Source organism: Elusimicrobiota bacterium (assembly GCA_016788905.1).
Classification (GTDB): domain Bacteria; phylum Elusimicrobiota; class Elusimicrobia; order FEN-1173; family FEN-1173; genus JADKHR01.
This window is the reverse complement of sequence record JAEURZ010000025.1, coordinates 19,897-39,470: the sequence shown is the minus strand read 5'-3', so window position 1 is coordinate 39,470 and position 19,574 is coordinate 19,897. Positions and strand designations below refer to the sequence as shown.

Here is a 19,574-nt window from a genome sequence, read left to right as displayed (position 1 = left end):
GAAAATGGGACGGGGTGGTAAAGGAAACTCGGCGCATGCGGGCCTCGCGGGAAGAGCTATTCAACGACGACGCCATTCTAGCAATCCCTTCTCAAAAATCAAAGGGTTTTCTCTTTCGGCATTTTGTATATAAATATTATTTAAAAATAAACCAACAGTCTTTTCTATGGGATCAGATCGATTTCAAGAAAGTGTTTGGTTGTTCGATTACAAATAAGATCGTCCGATGTTCCTCCAGCGACCTCAGGTTTCGCTCTGCTCAGGCAGAGGACGCTACAGCGCGAGCCAAGCGATCAAGCTGTTCCAGATGGGATCTGGGGATAACCACAGAGAAGAGAGCGCCCATCAAAATCACCAGAGCGTTTTTGAAAAGATTGGTTTTCACTCCCTCGACATTAATCATGAATCCTTTCGGGAAAACGAGGAGACATCCCGTAAATGATTCTGTTTTTATTCCCTCTGATCGCAAATGATCTTCCATATTCGCCAGGCCATATCTATCGCCAGACGTCCTATCCCCTTCCCCCTTACGTTCTAAATCAGAGAACACGTGGATTCCAGGACTACTCTGTAACCGCTTGGCCGCTTTTTGGGCTCTCTCGTCAATGGGGACGACAAGGATCTCGGCTCTGTTTTTAAGCAGATAAGGGTCCAAAACAGACCTAAGATTGCCGTTTTGAGGAACACCCGCTCCATCCAAATAAAATATGGTGAGGGGCCGTTCTCCTTCTGCTTTATTCTTTAAATCGGTTGGATTGATCACTGGTGATCCCTCCAAAGCTCTTAGCAACTGGCTCCTGGCCTGCTCAACAGTTAAGAGAATGTTTTTTTCCTGAAAAGAGTCGCTCAAGAATTCAATAAACGGATTTTTTGAACTGAGCCGGATTGCGGACTCGACAAGTTTCCTTTGATCAACGCCTAAAGTCGTTGGTGTTTCTTGAAGAAGCGCCACAAGTCCTTTTGCGGTGTTTATTTCCAATGAATTCAAAGAACCATTTTTCTCTCGTGATTTTTTTATCCCTAAAACGGCACCGACAATTATCACCATTCCAAAGAGTCCCCCTCCAACGAAAGGAAGCCATGAAAGACTCGCTCGCTCAAAGATTAAAAACCCTGCATCAATTCCAAAGACAAAAGGGGTTCCAATTAAAGACAGAACCGCAAGGGGAACAAGAAGTGCTAATAAACTTTCTCCCCGTTGTAGATTTCTATGTTTAGTTATTTTTGGCAGGGAGCCAGGCATTAACTCGCTCATATCCAAAAGATACAAATCCACTTCAAAAGGCTTGAGGCCCATCGCCATTAAACTTCTCTTCGCTTCCTCAATGGATCCCCTTTCCGAAACATATTCAGAAAAAACAGTTGAAACATCGTTCACCGATGCGGTGAGATGGGGATATTTGAGAAGAATTCTTTGCAGCACAGAGGAATGCCTTTTTTTCCATTCATATCGATAGGATTGAACGAACAACAATCGAATCGGGACAGGGAGTCTTTTGTTTAAATAAGCGATACTGTGTGAGAGCGAATTGATTTCCCATTCGACCCACCCCCCCATGCCCTTCGCAAAACGACCCAATACTTGAGAAGGACCTTCTTCACCTGACGACCCGGAACGAAAAGATGTTTCACGGAGGAAAATAAGGCTTTCCCTATGCTGTTCCTCACTCAGAGAATTCCGGTGAGCCAAATCCCGCTGGGATCGATAAACCGCTAAAAAATCCAAAAGAACGGTTTCAAAATATTGGTTAATAATTCCATGACTTTGAATAACGTCCAAACCGAATTTTTCCAGTTCAGCGGCTTTGCGATCGGCCACATCCCAATCCCCCTCCATCAATACCGGGGCCAAGACATCCCTCATCCGATCCCAAAGGCCAAAGAGAAGAACTTGTTCATTTATTAAAATTTCTCCCTTAAAAGTAGATCGGCTCAATTTCAAACGATTAATTCCCTGAAAAAGAGACATCCATTCCCTTTTCGTCATCAGTTGGTCTAGAGTTTCAAGGAACAGATAATAAACCCGAGCGTGTTCCCGTTGGGCGTCCGTGTATTGTTCGGCATATTGTTTTTGCCGTTTCAGGATCTCGTTTAGATAGGATCGGAGGAACGGCTTGGGACCTCTCTCTCTCTGAAGATGATACAGGGCCCTTTCCATCTTTTGAATATGTGGTTGAACTTCACTTAAGGCCCCCATCGCAGAAACCCTTTCGATTTCGGCAGACAGACTGTAAAAAAGGGTTGCCTGGTTTTGGACGCGCTCGTCCCGCAGGCGTAAAGCATAATTATTTAACAACCCGTTGATTTCGCTGAGTCGCGCACGCATCGGATTATTTTCCTTAAAGCGTGCCCGAACCTCGATTAAATCAAAAAGGCTTTTATTAAGGAATTCATTCAGTTCATTTAGGCTTTTTTGACCCAATTCTTGAATAGCCCTTTTGGGAACGATATCCCCATCGGAGTCAGCGTTGGCAAGGATCTCACTTAAAAAAGCGTAGGAGTGTGCGTTCGCTTCGAAACGCTCGGAAAATTGATCGTCTCGCACTATTATTTCCATACCTTCATGAAGAAGCGCCGCAAGATCGTTCGCAAAAAAGCCTATGGAATAAGAAGCCGGACGGATCCCTCGTCCCTCATGACCTGAACCAAAAGCTCTGGGCATTCCATGGGGTAAGTCCTCTGGGGAACCCGAAATCAAATTGAATTGGATGGGGATTTCAACACCCGACACCCTAACCACCGGCCTCGGCATTCGGAGAAGAGCGATTAACCTTCTGACAGGTTCCACAAGGCCCACCCGTGAAAGGGAAGCTCTTAACTTATCATTGCGGAGCGCTTCGCTAATTTGACGAGCCCATTCCGCCCGTTGAACTTGAGACGCCGGTTCGCTCGGTCGTTTTCGAAGAAATTCCAATTGACTTTTTTTCAACCCAACCCCCACAAGGTGCATGCCTACCCCGGATAAGTTCACGCCAAAACGCTCACCACTCGACCCCGAGCTTTCCATACGATACAAAGCCACCGCAAGACGAAGGGAGGATAGGGAAATGGACCCATAACGAAAAATTGCCCAAAAAGGACTTTGCCTCACTTCTTTTGCTCTTTTTAAAATTTCTGGAACATATTTTTTGTAAAACCACTTGAACCCATGGCGCGCCCCTGGACTTGAATCCACGGAAGAGATTTCGTTCGAACCTAAATCAACAGAAAAAGAGGCGGATCCCGTCGGAAAAGCGATGTCGAAAGACACGTGGTCCTGGATCATTTTTAACGCCACCAGTGCGCCTATTCCGTTGAGGCTGGAGTAGAGAAGGTTCGCCTCCGGTCCAGTGAGAAGGCCGGAGGCCGCTAGGGATAGAACCACAACCATCGCGGGAAGAAGGCCGTTAAGAACGGGTCGACTTACGGGAGCGGGAGCCAAAAAAAGTTTTTCGCCGTCGAACAATTGGTCCAGGGGCGTTTTTTCTTGGGTAAAAACAGAGAGCGCGTTTGACCCTTGAGTCGTCTCCAAGGATGTCATTCGAGGAACAAAGGAAATCACTGTCACGCCCGCGGCTGTTAGCGCGGCCGTCACACCCGCGGCGTGAAACCCTCCGGCGACGAGCAGGCCCACATCGGCATCGTTTTTCAATTGGTGAAGGAGGTTGGTCGCCAGGAGAGAATCACGGACTTGAGCCTCTTCATAAAATTTTTCGAAGGATCCGAGATCCCAGGCCGCCCCCTCTCCGTCAAAATCGAAAGCGCCTTTCGTTTCAGGCCACGATTGATAGGTGGCCCATTCTTCGGGCGTTAGGCTGAATTCCACAAGTTTTCGGGTTAAATGAATTCGCCGAGAACGGTCCAAAATGATGCGCTCTTCCGGTGTTTCCGCCAAAGACCGATACACTTGATCTTCCAATTGTTTCGTTTCGTGCAACAAGGACTCCGCTTCAATTTGACCCGCTAAAAGAACGTACCGGATGTAACGGTCCATGGATGGATACGACGAAAGATCCACCCCGGTTTCCTCGCACAAGTGTTTAAGCAGGCTGTAATAGTCGGCGTAAAGCAATTGCCCCGCCCGATAGGCCACGGTACGGGCCATCAGCTCCTCTTCGTGTTGGGGGGAAATTTGTTTGACAAGTTGATCGATAAGCGCTGCTCTTTCGCGTTCCACTTGACCAAAATCCAACGCTTTTTCGATTTCGGCCACTTGGGAAAACAAACGGAGTGAAGGGGGCACTTCATGGGCGTGGGAAAGGAGGGTCCGAACATAGTCCCCGAGAGAAGCCTTGTTTTGACGATAATCTTCGATATCCCGATCAAACTCCTTCAATCTTTTAGAAAAAACAATCCGTTTTTGATTTTCCAGTTGGTCCGCCATCTTTTGAATTCTTTTATGGTAGGGATCCGCGTGCGGGGCCGAATCCCGGTAGGCCTTGACGTTCGCGCCGTAATGGGTGGGATCATCGATCCCTTTGACGAGGGGGAGCGGGGTTTCCGCGGTGAGAAGGCCGTGAATGGGCCCGGAAATATGGTTCGCTGTTAAGAGCGCGTCGGCCGCTTGGTGCACCGCCTGAGAATCGGGAAACGTTTGCAAAGGCCGGAGATGGATCTCCCCCCACGTTCCTTCCAACCCCACCACAGTCGCCTTTCCTTCAGACACAATCTTTTGCACCACCGAACTGATTTTTCTTTGAGCCTCGGCATTCTGATGAACATCCTGTAAATACACCACCACGGGATGGGGGTGAACGGAGCGACGACCCAAAGTTATTTTTCGAATGGTCCCATGTTCGTTGGAGAGCGCACCGAAGAGAGACCTTCTGTCCTGAAAAAAGGAACGGGGAATGCTGTTGTAAACTGGGGAGGACAAAGCGAATGATCCATTGGAAGAAGGGAAGGGCGGGAAAGTCCCACTAATTTTGGCGCCCCCCCCTTGGACGGGAAGAGCCGCCAAACGCAGGGGGATCGATGATTTTCTTCGAGCCTGCTTGCCCCGTTCCGCCCAGAAATTGGATTCTGAGGAATAAGCGAAAAGACTGTTGACCCCAAAAAACAGGGCCCCCACGACAACGCTTACAACCTTATGTGTGAACGGGACCGTCATACCATGAGAAGTATACGGCACGGAGATTAAGGTGAGATTAAGAAGTTGTAAATAAGTTGTAAATTAACGCAATCCCGCCAGGGCGGTTTGAACGGTTTCGTTGAGTTGGCGAAGGGTGAAGGGTTTGGGAAGGTAGGCTTGGATCTCACGACCGATAAATTGTCGAACACGCCACTGCTCACACACCGTACACAAAATGATGGGAAGATCTGGAAACCGGTGCTTAATGGCGATGGAGGTTTCCACTCCGTTCATTCCTGGCATCCGCATATCCATGATGATAAGATCCACCGAACGCGTTTCAAGAAGCATCAGGGACTCTTCTCCCGAAGATACCGCGAGGACCTCAAGCCCTTGGGATTCCAACTCTTCCCGCATCACATCCTGAATCGCTGGTTCATCTTCCACTACAAGAACCACTCCGACAGCGTGCGTCATGGGCAGATCAAATCCTCGCGGGATTCCCAGAGGGATTAGCTTTCAAGGGTATCGTGGGTAACAGGATCCACGTGGACCCCTTGGCTTTTCAACCAGGCGATGGCGGCGTCCAAAGTGGGTTCGTCGCCTTCCAACTCGAGCACGCTCTCCCCCGTTTTTTCCGTTATTTTCGCCCGCCGGACGTTAAAAACGATATCGAACTTTTTAGACATTTCCCAGGTAATGGGCTTCTGCACCATGTCTGTTTCAAAAACCAAATGCACCCGCCTCTTCAAACGCGCCCCCACTTAAAGACCCCCGGCGATTGCAGGAACGATGCTCACCTCAGCCCCCGCCTCAACCACCGTCTTAGCACCCTCTTTAAAACGAATGTCCTCTCCGTTCACGAACACATTAATGAATCGTCGGATTTGACCGGTCTCATCACAAAGACGCTCTTTAAGACCGGGATAGTTCTTTTCCAAACCAGCGATCAGATCCGCCACGGTCTCTCCATCAACTTCAACGACAGCTTGGTCTTTGGTTAATCGGCGAAGTGGGGCGGGGATACGAACTTTTGCGGCCATAAGCGAATTCTCCTTGTGCAACCTACGGGTGAAGGGGAGACGCTTGGGTCACCCGTTCAAAAAGCTGTCGAAATTCCTCCAAACGAGGCGAAATCTCGTTCATGGGAGACGTCCGACCCGTCACCGCCTCGATCGTCTTCAATCCATTTCCGGTGATGTAGGCCACCACCAGCTCGTCGGCAGAAATGATACCAGTCCGCGCAAGTTTTTTCAACACAGCCGTCGTCACGCCACCCGCCGTTTCCGTAAAAATTCCTTCCGTCCGGGCGAGCAGACGAATCCCTTCAATAATTTCCTCATCGGTGGCGGTGTCCGCCCCCCCATGCGTGTCGTGAACAATCCGGGCGGCGTAGGGCCCGTCAGCCGGGTTCCCGATGGCCAACGATTTCGCAATGGTTTTGGGCCGGACCGGCCGAACGATATCGGTCTTCTCGCGAATGGCCGTGACCACGGGGGAGCATCCCTCCGCCTGGGCCACCGACATTTTTGTTTTATGTTTGGGAATTAAGCCGATGAGTTCCAACTCTTTAAACCCCTTGTGAATTTTGGTCAACAACGAACCGCTTGCGGCCGGAACCACACAATGGTCCGGGGCACGCCACCCCAACTGTTCAGCCACTTCAAAAGCCAAAGTCTTGGACCCTTCGGAATAATAAGGACGGATGTTCACGTTCACGAAAGCCCACTTGTAGGTGTCGGCCACTTCGGCACAGAGGCGATTAACTTCGTCATAATTTCCGTGGACACCCACGATCACCGGATCATAAATCCCCGCCCCGATCACTTTTCCCGTTTCCAGGTCGGCGGGCATAAACACAAAAGTTTTAAACCCAGCGGCGGCCCCGTAGGCGGCCACGGACCCGGCCAAATTCCCCGTGGAAGCGCAGGCCACCGTATCAAACCCCAATTCCCGCGCCCGGGAGAGGGCCACGCTCACCACCCGGTCTTTGAAAGAATAGGTGGGATTGACCGCGTCGTTTTTAATAAAGAGGTTGGACAACCCCAATTCCTTCCCTAACCGACGGGCGTGAAACAAGGGGGTCATCCCTTCGTGAATGGAAATGACGTTATCGGTCTCCACGGGGAGCAGATCCCAATACCGCCAAAGAGTATGGGGGCCAGACTCAATCTTTCCGTGCGTTAAAGATCGTTTTATGAAATCGTAATTGTAATCGACTTCCAGGGGTCCAAAACAAAATTCACAAACGTGAATGGCCTGAGCCGGATAGAGCCGTGAACACTCTTTGCATTTCAAACCTTTAATTTTTTGGGACATCGTTCGTCTCCCGCTAAAGAAACAATTTTTCTTTCAGTAATTTCTGTACGGTCTGAGGGTTGGCGCGCCCCCCTGACTTTTTCATCACCTGACCCACCAAAGAACCGATCGCTCCCGCTTTCCCCCCTTGAATATCGGCCACCACTTTGGGGTTGGCGGCCACCACATCGTTCACCCAACGGGTGATCTCACCCAAATCTTCCACCTGAACAAGCCCCTTGGCTTTAACGATGCTCTCGGGGTCGCCCCCTTCCGTGAACATGTGATCAAAAACAGATTTCGCCGCCTTACTGTTGACAACACCCTTGAGGATCAACCGAACCAGATCCGCCAAATGGTCGGGAGAAATGGGGGATTCCTCTAGGGACTTTCGCTGAGCGTTCAGCCGGCCCAAAAGTTCCGTCGTGAGCCAATTGGAAAGAGGTTTTGCCGCCGAAGCACGGTCTCCCGCGTCAAACCGCGCCAGGGCGGAAGCAAAGAAATCCGCCAAGTTTTTTTCCGCCGTCAACACACCCGCGTCATAGGGAGAAAGCCCCAACTCTGTTTCGTACCGCACCCGTCGAACTTCGGGAAGTTCAGGAAGAGATTTCCTCAACGATTCCAAATACTCTTTCGAAAGTTCCAGGGGAACCAGATCCGGGTCCGGAAAATAACGATAGTCGTGGGCCTCTTCTTTCGAACGCATGGACTGCGTGGTGGCCAAGTCCTGACTCCAAAGACGAGTTTCCTGAACCACCCGCCCCCCGCTCTCCACCAAGGCGGTTTGCCGGGCCACTTCGTGAGCGATGGCGTCCCGCACGCTCCGTAAGGAATTCATATTTTTAACTTCCGCCCGCGTTCCAAGGACCGCTTGCCCAACGGGCCGGATGGAAACGTTGGCGTCGCACCGCATGGACCCTTTTTCCATATCGCAGTCGGACACCCCCACATACCGGAGGAGGGTGCGCAGTCGTTCCAAATAGTCGCTAGCTTCTTCGGGGGAACGCAAATCGGGCTCGGACACGATTTCCATCAAAGGCACACCGGTCCGGTTCAAATCCACCAACGAATAGTCGAGGGCCCGGTTGCCAACGGCATGCAACAGTTTCCCAGCGTCCTCTTCCAAGTGGATCCGTTGAATGCGAATGGTTTTCTTTTTACCCGCCTCGGGCTCAATGGCCAAACGCCCCTCAAGGGCCAAGGGAAGATCGCTTTGGGAAATTTGATAGTTTTTGGGAAGGTCCGGATAAAAATATTGCTTCCGGGCAAACACCGACCGCTCGTTGATGCGACACCCCAAGGCCAAGGCCGCGAGCACCAATCCCTCAACGGCCTGCTTGTTAAGCACAGGAAGAACCCCGGGATACCCACAACACACCGGACAAATTTGCGTGTTGGGATCCGCCCCAAACGTGGTTGGGCAGGAACAGAAAATTTTACTGTTGGTTTTAAGCTGAACGTGAACTTCCAGCCCAATCACCGTCTCATACGTGGTCACGCGTGAACCCCTTTTCCAATCCGTTCAAGAATTTTAATGTCCGACCCGTAGGTCACCAAACTTTTGGCTTCGAACAGGGAACTCCACCGACAATCGATCACTTCTTCGGGGTCCCATTCACCCGTTCGATCCAAGGCTTCCATTCGGAACCAATGGACCGTTTTCATCACCACCTTCCCCTTCCGCGTAAATGGATATTCCACATCCATCAGGGGCCCCAGGATCCGACAGCGCCAACCCGTTTCTTCCAGGACCTCACGGAGAGCGGCCGTTTCCGCCGTTTCTCCTTTTTCCAAGTGCCCTTTTGGAAACGTCCACACCACATGCCCCTGCTTGTTCTTGACCTTAATCAACAACACCCCGGCCGGCCCCATCACAACACCGCCGGCGGAAACCTCCCGCTCTAGAGGCCTGGAGGTGTCGGGGGTGTTCGGGTCCATGGGGAAGCCTTTTCAAAAGCGTTAGCGGCCGCAAAAAGGGTTTCTTCATCGAAGGGCTTGCCCAAAAGCTGTAACCCGATAGGCAAACTATTTGACGTCAATCCGCAGGGAATGGACATTCCCGGCAACCCCGCCAAATTGCACGAAATCGTAAAAACATCCGAAAGATACATTTGAAGCGGATCCTCGGACTTCTCGCCAGCCTTAAACGCCGCGGTGGGCGCTGTGGGGGTGGCCACCACATCAACGGTTTCAAAGGCCCGGTCAAAATCCTGCTTGATCAAGGTTCGAACTTTCTGCGCCTTCAAGTAGTAGGCGTCGTAATATCCGGACGAAAGCGCGTAGGTTCCCAACATAATCCGACGTTTCACTTCCGGGCCAAACCCCTCGTCCCGGGAAAATTCATATTGCTGAAGCAGGTTTTCCGCTCGCGGAGACCGATAGCCGTAGCGAACCCCATCAAACCGAGCCAAGTTCGCGCTGGCTTCGGAAGGAGCGAGAACGTAATAAACCGACAGCCCCGCGTCCGTGTGGGGCAGAGACACTTCCTTCACCGTGGCCCCTAAGGATTCCAAGACCGCCACCGCCTGGCGAACCGCCTTCTCCACTTCCGGATCCATTCCGTCAATAAAATATTCTTTCGGCAACCCAATCCGCAACCCTTTCACCCCGCGCCCTAACGCCGCAGAGTAGTCCGGCACCGGCAGGTTCGCGGAGGTGGAATCTTTAGGGTCATGGCCCGCAAGAACCTGCAAAAGGAGAGCCGCGTCAGGCACGTTGCTGGAAAAGGGGCCAATCTGATCCAAGGACGAGGCAAAAGCCACCAAACCAAAACGGGACACCCGCCCATAGGTCGGCTTCAACCCCACCACGCCACAGAGGGCGGCCGGTTGACGAATGGATCCCCCCGTGTCCGATCCCAGCGCGAGGGGCGCCATCCGGGCGGCGACCGCCGCGGCACTTCCGCCGGAGGACCCGCCCGGCACACGGTCCGTGTCCCAAGGGTTCCGCGTCGTATGAAACGCTGAATTTTCGGTGGAAGACCCCATGGCAAACTCGTCCAGATTGGTCTTTCCCAGGAAAACTGCCCCAGCTTTTCGCAAGGAAGAAATCACCGAAGCGTCATAATTGGCGGTGAAATTCTCAAGGATTTTCGAAGCGCAGGTGGTTCGGGTTCCTTCAACCAACATATTGTCTTTTACGGCGATAGGAACACCTGCCAGAGGACCAAGATTTTTCCCCGCGCGCACCTGCTTGTCCACCGCATCCGCCTGAAGAAGGGCCGCTTCTTCTGAAAAACTGATGAACGCCTTGATGGACTTATCCCACTTCTTGGCACGGTCTAAAAAGGAAACCGTGACCTCCCGGGCGGAGATCTCTTTCGCTTTCACCCGACGAGCAATCTCCGTGGCGGACAGTGTCGAAAGAGTCACTCGATCACCTTCTTCACTTTAAAGTAGGACTCTTCCCGATCCGGCGCGTTGTCTAAAATGGAAGAAGGATTGGGAAACAACCGAGCCTCATCCTCACGCCAAACATTGGCGAGGGGGATCACGTGGGTGGTCGCCGATGTCGTTTGAGTTTCGTATTTAGAAAGGGTTTGGATGTGATCCAAAATCCGCCCCAATTGCCCCAAATAACGGGCCCGTTCCTCGTCGGTCAAAGCCAGGCGGGCCAGGCGCGCCACATGGTTCACTTCTTTTTCAGTCAGAGACATGGGATGGATTTTATCAGATCTTGACCTCCTTTGCCTTGAATTTGGAACTATGGGATTACTCCAGAATAATTAGTCAGACCATGGAATAGAATGAAAAATCCGGCTTTCCCCATTCACATTTTTTTGACCATACTCTTCACACCCAACTGAAAGTTCAGGTTAATGTTTAAGACGATGATCAGGTCTCTTATCTACTGGAAAGTGAAAAGAAAAAGGTGGTCCCTTTCCCCACTTCGCTTTCCACCCACACCCGCCCACAGTGAGCGTCCATGACACTTTTAACGCTGGCGAGCCCCAAGCCAGCCAGTCCTTTTTTCGCGGGGTTCAGTTGGGTTCGCGGCTCAAAAAGAAGAGGCAAATCCTCGGCTTTGATTCCCGGGCCTGAATCCTCCACAAAGCCAATGAACGTATTCTTCTCCACCCGATACCCCAGATTTAGTGATCCACCCCGAGGAGTGTATCGCAGGGCGTTTTCCATGAGGTTGGCGATCACACGGTATTCGATGAGCGTGGCATCACACTTTACCAACTGTCGTTTGTCAGGCCTATCCACTTTAAAATCAATCCCTTTTTCCTTCGCCAGAGGGGAAAATCGATCTTGACTTCGAGCGTAGACCGACGTTAAAGGTGACAACTGAAATTCGTTTGGGTCTCCCCCCGCTTGGTCAATAAAGTTTTTGAGATTTTTGGCGACGAAGGCCGCGTCTTCCGCGGCCAGGGATAAGGCGTCCCGCACGGCCCCCGCCAAGGGACCGAAATCCCCCCGGAGGGCCTTCGCCACATTAAGTAATCCACCCTTAGGCCCGAAGGGTTTATAAAGATCGTGGGCCCAAAAGGCACTTTCCTGTCCACGGGCCTGCCCCGCCAATACCGCGGCCAACGCGTATTGGGCCGACCGGGACAGATTTGAAAAAGCTTGAACATCCGATTGATTGTAAATTTCCCCCGACGCTTTGGGCCCCAGACACGCCAAGGCATACAATTGCCCGTTCCAAAAGAGTGGGGCCAGGGCACAAGCATGGATAAAGCGTAAATCATCCAGTTCAACCCGCTGGGAGCGTAGGGAAAGTGCCTCCAGAGGCTCCATCAAAAGGCATTGCTGAGTCGATTCCAATTGTTTGACCACAGGGCTATCGAACGGCAAAGAGAGCAGGCCCATTTCGCCCGGCGTCAGCCCAACACCAGCCTTAATCAGAAACGATTCCATCTCTTCTTGGCGAAGCAAGACGCTGGCCGAACGTGCTCCAAACATCTCTTGCCCAGCGCGCACCACCCGCCGAGCCCATTCGTTCACATTCCGAGCCTCCTCCACGATGATCACCTCCCGTGCCAAGACATCCGGGCGAACGAACTTATTCCGAAGAACAGGGAAGCGGTCCACAAGGCCAAAAATACGGGTGTGCCATTTCATGTATAAGGGGGGCGCCAGGGCAACAACGGTAAAGGTCCAGAGAGCCACAATAATCCCCGCCCCCAAACTCCAAAGGACAAAACCCGTTGGAAGTCCAAGGAGTGCCCCGAAAAGGGAATGGGCGAGAAACCGGCGAAGGAGTTCGTTCATATCCCGGCTTGGGTTCCAGAGCCCAAAAAAAATACAGATCGCGTGAAAGAGAACGAGAAGGTCATGGGGAAAAGGTTCACGCCCGGTAAATGCGGAGTGGAAATGAAGGCCAGCCCCAACATAGGCCACAAAGAAGCCGAGGGTAAAATACTTCAGTTTGTTTCGCTCGATCCCTTCAAGAGACCGATGTCCCGCGGCCAAAGGCAAAAAGGCGAGACCCATCCCCAACAACAAATGGGCAACAAAGTAACCGAAGAACGGACCTGGCAGAACAGAATGCATTCCCCCCACATCCTGAACCCCTAAAATAAATTCTGGATGGAAGGACGTTATGGAAAAGACAACACTAGCGACTCCAACCCATCGAGCAAACCAAATAAAAGCACGGGGGGGGGAAGGGAGAAGGTCCAACACAAGACGACAAAACGCAAAGGGAACCCAAGCGGCAACAGCGTAAATAATCTGAGCGACAAGAGTGCCCGTGGCGTTGTCGTCAGACCAACTCGTGGAAAAAGAAAAGGAGGTCCAAACCGCGGCCAGGAAAAGGATTCGAGCCAGGCTGGCTCGTTCGGGTCGGCCCCGGGACCGCCGAAGGGAATAAAACCCCACAGCGGCGCAAACCACGGCCGCCGCCAACGAAAGCGGGTAATGCTGAAAGACAAACGGCCAGGACAAAAGCGTCTCCCACCTAAACAGATTCGATCAATAAGGTCCGGTCACAGCAAAAAGCGACAAAGTCCCTCTACTTGGTTTTCAGGTGCGCCATCACACGATTGACGAGTTCCATGACCGCGTCTTCGAAAATTTTAGGAAGACCGCTGGGAGAACTTTTCAAGACGTTCGCGACAGAAAGGATCAGACGTTCCGGGATTGTAAAATCGTCTCCGTCATATTTCTTAACGATAGTGGATTCCACCGGAGCCTCTTTCGCTATTGTGAGCTCCACCAATTCCCACTCAGACGCCAGGGAAGAAGGGGTCTCTTCACCGGATTGAGAAGTGAAGGGGACAACCGGAATCGATTTCAGTTTAGCGTCCATGCCCATTTTCCGAAACAGTTGGGGACCGCTCATCCCGGGCAACCGAAAATCTAAAATCATCACGTCTGGCCTGGCCCCCGCGGTTAACTTTCCCAAGGCCTCTTCCGCGTTGCCAAAAACAAGGACATCGCAACCCAAACGCGAAAAAATTTCCACCAACGTTTTTTGCATTTCTAAACTATCTTCAATCGCCCAAATGACCGGGGATTTCATGCTTCCCCTCCATCAACTTGATTTCCTGTCCCGCCACCTGCCATCACAATTCTGTATGAAAATCGGTTTTTTGTCCATAGACTATCCGTTCACCTCATCCCCCGCGGGTTTCCCTTCGGAAAAGGCACGCGTCAAGCGGTATAAGAATGTAACCATGGGGTGATTCGTTGTGCGGTCTAAAAGGTAACCGAGACAGAACCTCCTTTGGGTTGGATTTGGTTTTTAATTCGAGCCTTCGTTTCGATCTGGCGGAGTCTTTTTCTAAGACGTGCATTCTTTCGACTAAAGCTGAAGTTTCTCCAAGGGGACCGCGTCTTTGGCGGTTGGTTTTGGGATGATTGTGAGCCCATACGAGTGAGGGGGCTTGCGGTAAGGCCCTCTTTGTTTAGCGAAACGCGTTGGGAAGCAAGAGGGATCAAACGGGCGATTTTCCGGTCAATGGATTGTGAGAGTTCAAACGGATCCAGGGAGGCCTGGAGGAGCCGGAGTTCCTTCATTTTGGCGCGATGATATTTTCCGGAATCCAAGACGCGTTGGAAGGGCGTCTTCGGGGTGTCATAGGTCCGAACTGTTTTTGAGCCCACATGCTTTTTCTCTTTGAGCTTCATGGACGGTTGAAAAAAGTTCTGAAACGTACGGAGCTCATTGGAGTAAAGGTCGTTCATCAGTGCCAAGGCGTCTTCAGTTTCATAGCGGTTCCAGCCAAAGATCTGCCGGACGTGGGTCCAGTTTTTCTGTTCAATGTAGGCGTTGTCGTTTTTCCGATAGGCACGGCCGCGGGTGAAATCGATGCCGGGGCGTTGGGCCTGACAATAGCGAAGGAGTTGCCAGTTGATGAATTCATCGCCATTGTCTGAATCGATGCCACGTAGACGGAAAGGCAAGGCGTCGCGGATCTCACGCATTTTGTCCAAGACGCCGGTTTGTCCTTTGCCCATCACGGCGCGCCGTTCGGTCCAGCCGGTCTGAATGTCGGTGGTGTCAAGGCTGAATATGAATTGTCCCTCATTTGAATTTCCGCAATGAGCGACGAGATCTATTTCTATAAACCCGGGCTGACGGATATCCCAGTTCGAGGTGCGTATGGGGATCATGCTTTTTAAGAGGGAGCCTGGGCGGGTGGTGCAGTAGATCCGTTTTTTGAGAGTCCTCTTTTTCACGCGCAAGCGTTCATCAAGTTGCCGCGCACTGATCCCCAAAAGTTCTTGTTCCACCTGAGTAGAGACCGAGAGGCGTTTTTTAAGTGCCGGGAGCCACAGGGGCAAGGCTTCCTTCAATCGTTGTCCACACAAGTGGCCGGAGGCTTTCCAGATGATTTCCGCCATGTGGAGACATTCCTGGCTATAAAGGAACCCTCTCTGTCGTCGCCGGGGGATGTGACCTTTTGCTGGGGGATCCCCGTTGAGTTTTCGAATCGCGTATTTGCGGTTGTATTTACAGACCTGGCAGAATTCATTGAGGATCGTTTTCTTCTCATCCTTGTCGCCTTTGTGGTAACGATGATAGACAGCTTCGAGATATTCCATCTTTGATTTTAAGCTCGGCATGACCCCTCCTCTTTGCAGAGGCAGGGTTACATTTTTAACCGCAGAACACCCTTTTTCAGGGTTACATTATAGACCGCTCAATTCGAGGCATTCCAATGCCTTGAGGGTTATCCTATACTTGGAGGATAGCGACCCCAGGGTTGGTTCCAGGAGGACACCGAATGCTTAGATCCCATCACGTTAGTTTATTGTTCATGACTTTAGGAGCCCTGGTGGGATGCACAAACCCCTACCGGGCGAATTTTATTTCGATGGAAGACCGGATCCCTCCTTGGATTCAAAACCGTTTCACTCCCCCCTCCAAACAACCGCGCCTCCAGTATTCCGAAGACAGTTTAAGCGATAAATGGAAACTCTTTGAGCAGGGGTATTTCATGGTGGGCTATTCAAAATTCGATGGCAAGCGAATGGATGATTCGTTGGCCCTGACCAAAGCCAAATCAATTGGAGCCAACCTTGTTCTCATCGAAAAAAAGTTCTCTAAAACCATGATGGAAACCGTGGCCATGACCCAGTGGACCCCGCGAACCACCACCGAAATCCGGGATGACACTACCGTTTCCGGCCCCAAGGGCAAACGTGACGTGTCCCGACGGACCGAAATTCGCACGGGAGGCGACCCCCAAGTAACCTACGTCCCGAAACGGGTCGACTATTTTGAATACGTGGCCACTTTTTGGCGTAAAGTCGATACGATTATTTTCGGGGCGTTTGTGACGGGGTTACCGGACGAAATGAAAAAGAGCCTCCAGACCAACAGGGGGCTCATCGTTCGAAATATAGTGATTGATTCCCCCGCCTACCAGGCCGACCTCCTGAAAGACGACATCATCCTGGAAGTCAACGGTGTCCAAGTTCCCGGAATGCAAAAGTTCTACGAGAATATGAACACCATGGCCGGGCAAGAGGTGGTATTGACTGTTCTTCGAGGATCGCAAACGATAACCAAACGGGTTAAACTAAACCGGTAAAACGAGACAAGGAGATCCCGCTCTATTTTTTAGCGGGCTTTTTTACGAACAAAAAAGTGCAGGTCGTAGACCGCTCCCACGCGGCACTTCCGCTCGCGCGGTCGCGGGGACTACGGACAACCTTTTTTGGGGGGAGATTTCGAGTTTACCTCAGAGGGAAGTATTTCAACGCAATTATTCTCGAATCCTCCCTCAATAATCACCTCGGTTCTGTTTTCGGTCCAATAACCCCGGGTGATGTTATAGAATAGGGGTGATTTCAGTGATTGACTAATAACGGGGATTTGAAACATGGCTATGGAGGGAGCTGTTCAAGATAGTCTGACCCAGGAGTTGGACCGACTGCGGCGGGAAAATGCGGAATTGCGGAGTCGACTGGGGTTACCGGCGGTTCCCACACTTCCGGTCCCTGAGGATATATCTCCAATAATGCCTTCGGTTACAAAGGTTCCTCCCCCTCCGATGACTTCAAAGAAAAACCTTTCCCCCCTCACGATCCTTCGGGAAACCTTTGGGTATGAAAGTTTTCGCCCTGGACAGGAGAAAATCATTAACGCCGTCTTGGCGGGTCGAGATTGCATTGCGGTGATGCCGACCGGCGCAGGGAAATCACTCACCTTCCAACTCCCGGCGAAAATTCTGAACGGGCCGACACTCGTCATTTCCCCCCTCATTTCCCTCATGAAAGACCAGGTGGATGCCCTTCTCTTGAAAGGCTTTCGGGCCACCATCATCAATTCCACCGTATCGTTTGAAGAACGACGAACCCGCTTGGGCGGTCTGCGCCGTAGGGAATGGGATTTGCTTTACCTGGCCCCGGAAGCCCTGGAAGGCACCCTTCGGGACTTTCTTCAAGGGTGCCCGATCAAACTCGTGGTGGTGGATGAAGCCCATTGCATCAGTTCCTGGGGCCACGATTTTCGCCCAGCGTACAGAAAACTCTCTGGCCTAAAGGCCCAGTTAGGTGACGTGCCCATTTTGGCGCTCACCGCCACCGCCACCCGGAAAGTGGCGGTGGACATTATTCGTCAGTTGGGGATGACCAAACCCGAAGGGTTTAAGGGAACCTTCTTCCGCCAAAATTTGAGGATCATTTGCCAAAAGAAAGGCGCCGGGCGGGATCTTCGGGGCGAAATCGTGGATTACTTGCGTCGGCGAAATGGCGAAAGCGGCATCATCTATTGCATGACCCGAAAAAACGTCGAATCCCTGGCGGAACATCTTCGAAGCAAAGGCATTCAGGCGGAACCCTACCACGCGGGGATGTCCGACAAAGCCCGCGCCCGGGTGCAGGACAATTTTTTATCGGGGAAGACCCCCGTCACGGTGGCCACCATCGCCTTCGGAATGGGCATCGACAAACCCAACGTTCGGTTCGTCATTCACCGGGAAATGCCTCGGTCCATCGAAAGTTACGTCCAGGAAATCGGGCGGGCCGGACGGGACGGCAACCCCTCTGACTGCCTGCTCTTCTACTCCTGGGCCGACGTCATGGCCTACGATGGGTTTCCAACGGAAACCAATGACGCCACCATTGCGGCGGAGATGAACCAACGCTCCCGGGACATGTTCCGCTGGGCCGACCGTCCCTTTTGCCGCCACCGGGGCCTCGCCGCCCATTTCGACGAAGACATGGAGAATTGCGAAATCTCCTGCGACATCTGCAGACAAGACACCTGGGACAGCGCCCGAACCCAACTCCCCCCCCCATCCCACTCCGTTGCCCCCCTGGAACATATCCCTCGTGGAACCACTGCCCGGAAAAAGGGACCTAAAAATGCTCGCAACCCCGTTCCAGAAGCCGTCCGCGGTGGCCGGCTGTACGACCAACTCCGTGCCCTTCGACTCAAAATTGCCTACGAAAAGAATCTCCCAGCCTTCGTCATTTTCCACGACGCCGTTCTGGCCCGCCTTGCCGCCGAGCGCCCCAAAACCCTTGAAGAAATGGGGGGAATCTCCGGTATAGGCCCCGCCAAACTAGCCCAATACGGGGACCGTATCCTGAAGGTTCTTAGCGAGGGGTAATCTTTTAGCTTAAAGGAAGGTGTTTGGATGAGAAGCCGCCAGATATCCCATGGTCGTTCGAATTGGCCAACCGCGCTCAGGGCAGAAATTGACCAACTTTTGACTATCAAATTCATCAAAGAAGACCAGGTGTACCGCTATTCGGAAAAATTAGATGTCATGCTCGAAAAGATCAATAACTACGGAGGAGTATTCCCTGAGGAGGCCCTTGACCTCGTTTTGTTTTTTGTTAAGGAAATCCCACGCGTGTTTAACAACGTACAGGACGAATGCGAATTATCAATGTTTTGTTACGATCTCGCGGAGTCCGCGTTCGCGTTGACGAAGGTCTCCGGGCGCCCCCTTCAACACACGGTGGCGGCGCTTGTTGACGCGTATCTCGCCGATGCGGGAGAAACGTGCCGCTTTGACGACGTTCCGGAGATTCTGAGCGAATTGAAATTCAATAAAATAAATCGATTGGCCATAGCGAAGGTTCTTTATTATTATGCCACGAAAGCGAGAGATCACGAATTGATAACTTTAAAAACTTTGGCCGATACGTTTTCAAGCTCAGTTATCAAAAGGAAGATACATGAAAAATCATCCCAAGAAAAACAAAGTCAACTCTTCTGACATTTATCAACTTAAGATCGTTCTTACCGGTAGCCATCCGCCCATATGGCGGCGGTTGGTTATGCCCGGATCCATTAGGTTAAGCCAGCTCCACCACGTCTTTCAGGAAACCATGGGCTGGACGGATTCCCACTTGCACGATTTCTTGATTGAGAAAAAACGATACAGTGCCCCGGATCCTGAATTTGATTCGGTCCCAGTCTATTCAGAATACACCCACCGGCTAAGCGACGTGGCCCCCAAAAAGGGAATGACGTTTTCCTATGATTACGATCCTGGAGATGGATGGGAGCACAAAGTCCTGGTGGAAAACATTTCGCCTGCGGTAAAAAAGCTCAACCATCCCATGTGCCTGGACGGAGAGCGCGCTTGCCCACCCGAAGACTGCGGGGGAATGGGCGGTTATGAAGAGCTCCTCGAAACCTTGAAAGGGCCCGACAATGAGGAGCGCCGCGAATTGGAGAATTGGCTCGGCGAAGATTTTGACCCTGAAACATTTTTGCTCACAGAGACCAACAAAATTCTCGCGAAGATGAGACTCTAAAGGGAACCATTCGGTCGATTCGTCGATCGACACCGTCCCTCGAAATCCAAAAATGG

16 protein-coding genes are annotated in these 19,574 nt (G+C 51.8%); 4 read left to right on the top strand and 12 right to left on the bottom strand.

Going from position 1 to position 19,574, the window contains the following annotated elements; genetic code table 11:
- Positions 1–259: 259 nt before the first annotated feature.
- The 12 genes from JNK54_09900 to JNK54_09845 form a co-directional block, all read right to left on the bottom strand.
- Positions 260–5,089 (bottom strand): hypothetical protein, encoded by a 4,830-nt coding sequence (locus JNK54_09900; protein MBL8024573.1) that lies wholly within the window; start codon positions 5,087–5,089, stop codon positions 260–262.
- A 63-nt stretch (positions 5,090–5,152) separates the two neighbouring features.
- A complete protein-coding gene (locus JNK54_09895; GenBank protein ID MBL8024572.1) occupies positions 5,153–5,527 on the bottom strand; it encodes a response regulator in 375 nt (124 codons plus the stop codon).
- A 35-nt stretch (positions 5,528–5,562) separates the two neighbouring features.
- Positions 5,563–5,802, bottom strand: a complete 240-nt coding sequence (locus JNK54_09890) for an NIL domain-containing protein (protein ID MBL8024571.1) — start codon at positions 5,800–5,802, stop codon at positions 5,563–5,565.
- Between the two features lie 12 nt (positions 5,803–5,814).
- A complete protein-coding gene (locus JNK54_09885; GenBank protein ID MBL8024570.1) occupies positions 5,815–6,093 on the bottom strand; it encodes a MoaD/ThiS family protein in 279 nt (92 codons plus the stop codon).
- A 22-nt stretch (positions 6,094–6,115) separates the two neighbouring features.
- Positions 6,116–7,369, bottom strand: coding sequence for a threonine synthase (locus tag JNK54_09880; GenBank protein MBL8024569.1), 1,254 nt, complete (start codon positions 7,367–7,369; stop codon positions 6,116–6,118).
- A gap of 13 nt (positions 7,370–7,382) precedes the next feature.
- Positions 7,383–8,846, bottom strand: coding sequence for an Asp-tRNA(Asn)/Glu-tRNA(Gln) amidotransferase subunit GatB (gene gatB, locus JNK54_09875; GenBank protein ID MBL8024568.1), 1,464 nt, complete (start codon positions 8,844–8,846; stop codon positions 7,383–7,385).
- Complete coding sequence (locus tag JNK54_09870) at positions 8,843–9,286, bottom strand: NUDIX hydrolase (protein ID MBL8024567.1); 444 nt, start codon at positions 9,284–9,286, stop codon at positions 8,843–8,845. Before JNK54_09870 ends, gatB begins: the two co-directional genes overlap by 4 nt.
- Positions 9,250–10,719 (bottom strand): Asp-tRNA(Asn)/Glu-tRNA(Gln) amidotransferase subunit GatA, encoded by a 1,470-nt coding sequence (gatA, locus tag JNK54_09865; GenBank protein MBL8024566.1) that lies wholly within the window; start codon positions 10,717–10,719, stop codon positions 9,250–9,252. The genes JNK54_09870 and gatA overlap by 37 nt, the downstream gene beginning before the upstream one ends.
- Positions 10,716–11,003 carry an Asp-tRNA(Asn)/Glu-tRNA(Gln) amidotransferase subunit GatC gene (gene gatC, locus JNK54_09860; GenBank protein MBL8024565.1) on the bottom strand — a complete coding sequence of 96 codons (288 nt, stop codon included), beginning with the start codon at positions 11,001–11,003 and terminating at the stop codon, positions 10,716–10,718. The genes gatA and gatC overlap by 4 nt, the downstream gene beginning before the upstream one ends.
- Positions 11,004–11,190: 187 nt before the next feature.
- Positions 11,191–13,239 carry a GAF domain-containing sensor histidine kinase gene (locus tag JNK54_09855; protein MBL8024564.1) on the bottom strand — a complete coding sequence of 683 codons (2,049 nt, stop codon included), beginning with the start codon at positions 13,237–13,239 and terminating at the stop codon, positions 11,191–11,193.
- A 67-nt stretch (positions 13,240–13,306) separates the two neighbouring features.
- Positions 13,307–13,816, bottom strand: coding sequence for a response regulator (locus JNK54_09850; GenBank protein ID MBL8024563.1), 510 nt, complete (start codon positions 13,814–13,816; stop codon positions 13,307–13,309).
- 176 nt (positions 13,817–13,992) lie between these two features.
- The gene (locus JNK54_09845) at positions 13,993–15,363 is read right to left on the bottom strand and encodes an integrase (GenBank protein ID MBL8024562.1); all 1,371 of its coding nucleotides are present in this window, start codon (positions 15,361–15,363) and stop codon (positions 13,993–13,995) included.
- 161 nt (positions 15,364–15,524) lie between these two features.
- On the opposite strand from JNK54_09845, the gene JNK54_09840 reads away from it, so the two are divergent.
- The 4 genes from JNK54_09840 (at position 15,525) to JNK54_09825 (ending at position 19,518) form a co-directional block, all read left to right on the top strand.
- Positions 15,525–16,334: a PDZ domain-containing protein gene (locus tag JNK54_09840; GenBank protein MBL8024561.1), complete on the top strand. Its 810-nt coding sequence runs from the start codon at positions 15,525–15,527 to the stop codon at positions 16,332–16,334.
- Positions 16,335–16,796: 462 nt separating this feature from the next.
- Positions 16,797–18,359 carry an ATP-dependent DNA helicase RecQ gene (locus JNK54_09835; protein MBL8024560.1) on the top strand — a complete coding sequence of 521 codons (1,563 nt, stop codon included), beginning with the start codon at positions 16,797–16,799 and terminating at the stop codon, positions 18,357–18,359.
- A 99-nt stretch (positions 18,360–18,458) separates the two neighbouring features.
- Entirely contained in the window at positions 18,459–18,974 is a 516-nt protein-coding gene (locus JNK54_09830) for a hypothetical protein (protein ID MBL8024559.1), read from the top strand.
- Positions 18,934–19,518, top strand: coding sequence for a plasmid pRiA4b ORF-3 family protein (locus JNK54_09825; GenBank protein ID MBL8024558.1), 585 nt, complete (start codon positions 18,934–18,936; stop codon positions 19,516–19,518). Before JNK54_09830 ends, JNK54_09825 begins: the two co-directional genes overlap by 41 nt.
- The last annotated feature ends 56 nt before the right edge of the window (positions 19,519–19,574 follow it).

Coding starts and splice junctions, on each gene's coding strand:
- JNK54_09885 (MBL8024570.1), bottom strand. CDS start 6,093: ATGGCCGCAAAAGTTCGTATCCCCGCCCCACTTCGCCGATTAACCAAA.
- JNK54_09870 (MBL8024567.1), bottom strand. CDS start 9,286: ATGGACCCGAACACCCCCGACACCTCCAGGCCTCTAGAGCGGGAGGTT.
- JNK54_09825 (MBL8024558.1), top strand. CDS start 18,934: ATGAAAAATCATCCCAAGAAAAACAAAGTCAACTCTTCTGACATTTAT.
- JNK54_09900 (MBL8024573.1), bottom strand. CDS start 5,089: ATGACGGTCCCGTTCACACATAAGGTTGTAAGCGTTGTCGTGGGGGCC.
- gatC (MBL8024565.1), bottom strand. CDS start 11,003: ATGTCTCTGACTGAAAAAGAAGTGAACCATGTGGCGCGCCTGGCCCGC.
- JNK54_09895 (MBL8024572.1), bottom strand. CDS start 5,527: ATGACGCACGCTGTCGGAGTGGTTCTTGTAGTGGAAGATGAACCAGCG.
- JNK54_09835 (MBL8024560.1), top strand. CDS start 16,797: ATGACTTCAAAGAAAAACCTTTCCCCCCTCACGATCCTTCGGGAAACC.
- JNK54_09880 (MBL8024569.1), bottom strand. CDS start 7,369: ATGTCCCAAAAAATTAAAGGTTTGAAATGCAAAGAGTGTTCACGGCTC.
- JNK54_09845 (MBL8024562.1), bottom strand. CDS start 15,363: ATGCCGAGCTTAAAATCAAAGATGGAATATCTCGAAGCTGTCTATCAT.
- JNK54_09840 (MBL8024561.1), top strand. CDS start 15,525: ATGCTTAGATCCCATCACGTTAGTTTATTGTTCATGACTTTAGGAGCC.
- JNK54_09850 (MBL8024563.1), bottom strand. CDS start 13,816: ATGAAATCCCCGGTCATTTGGGCGATTGAAGATAGTTTAGAAATGCAA.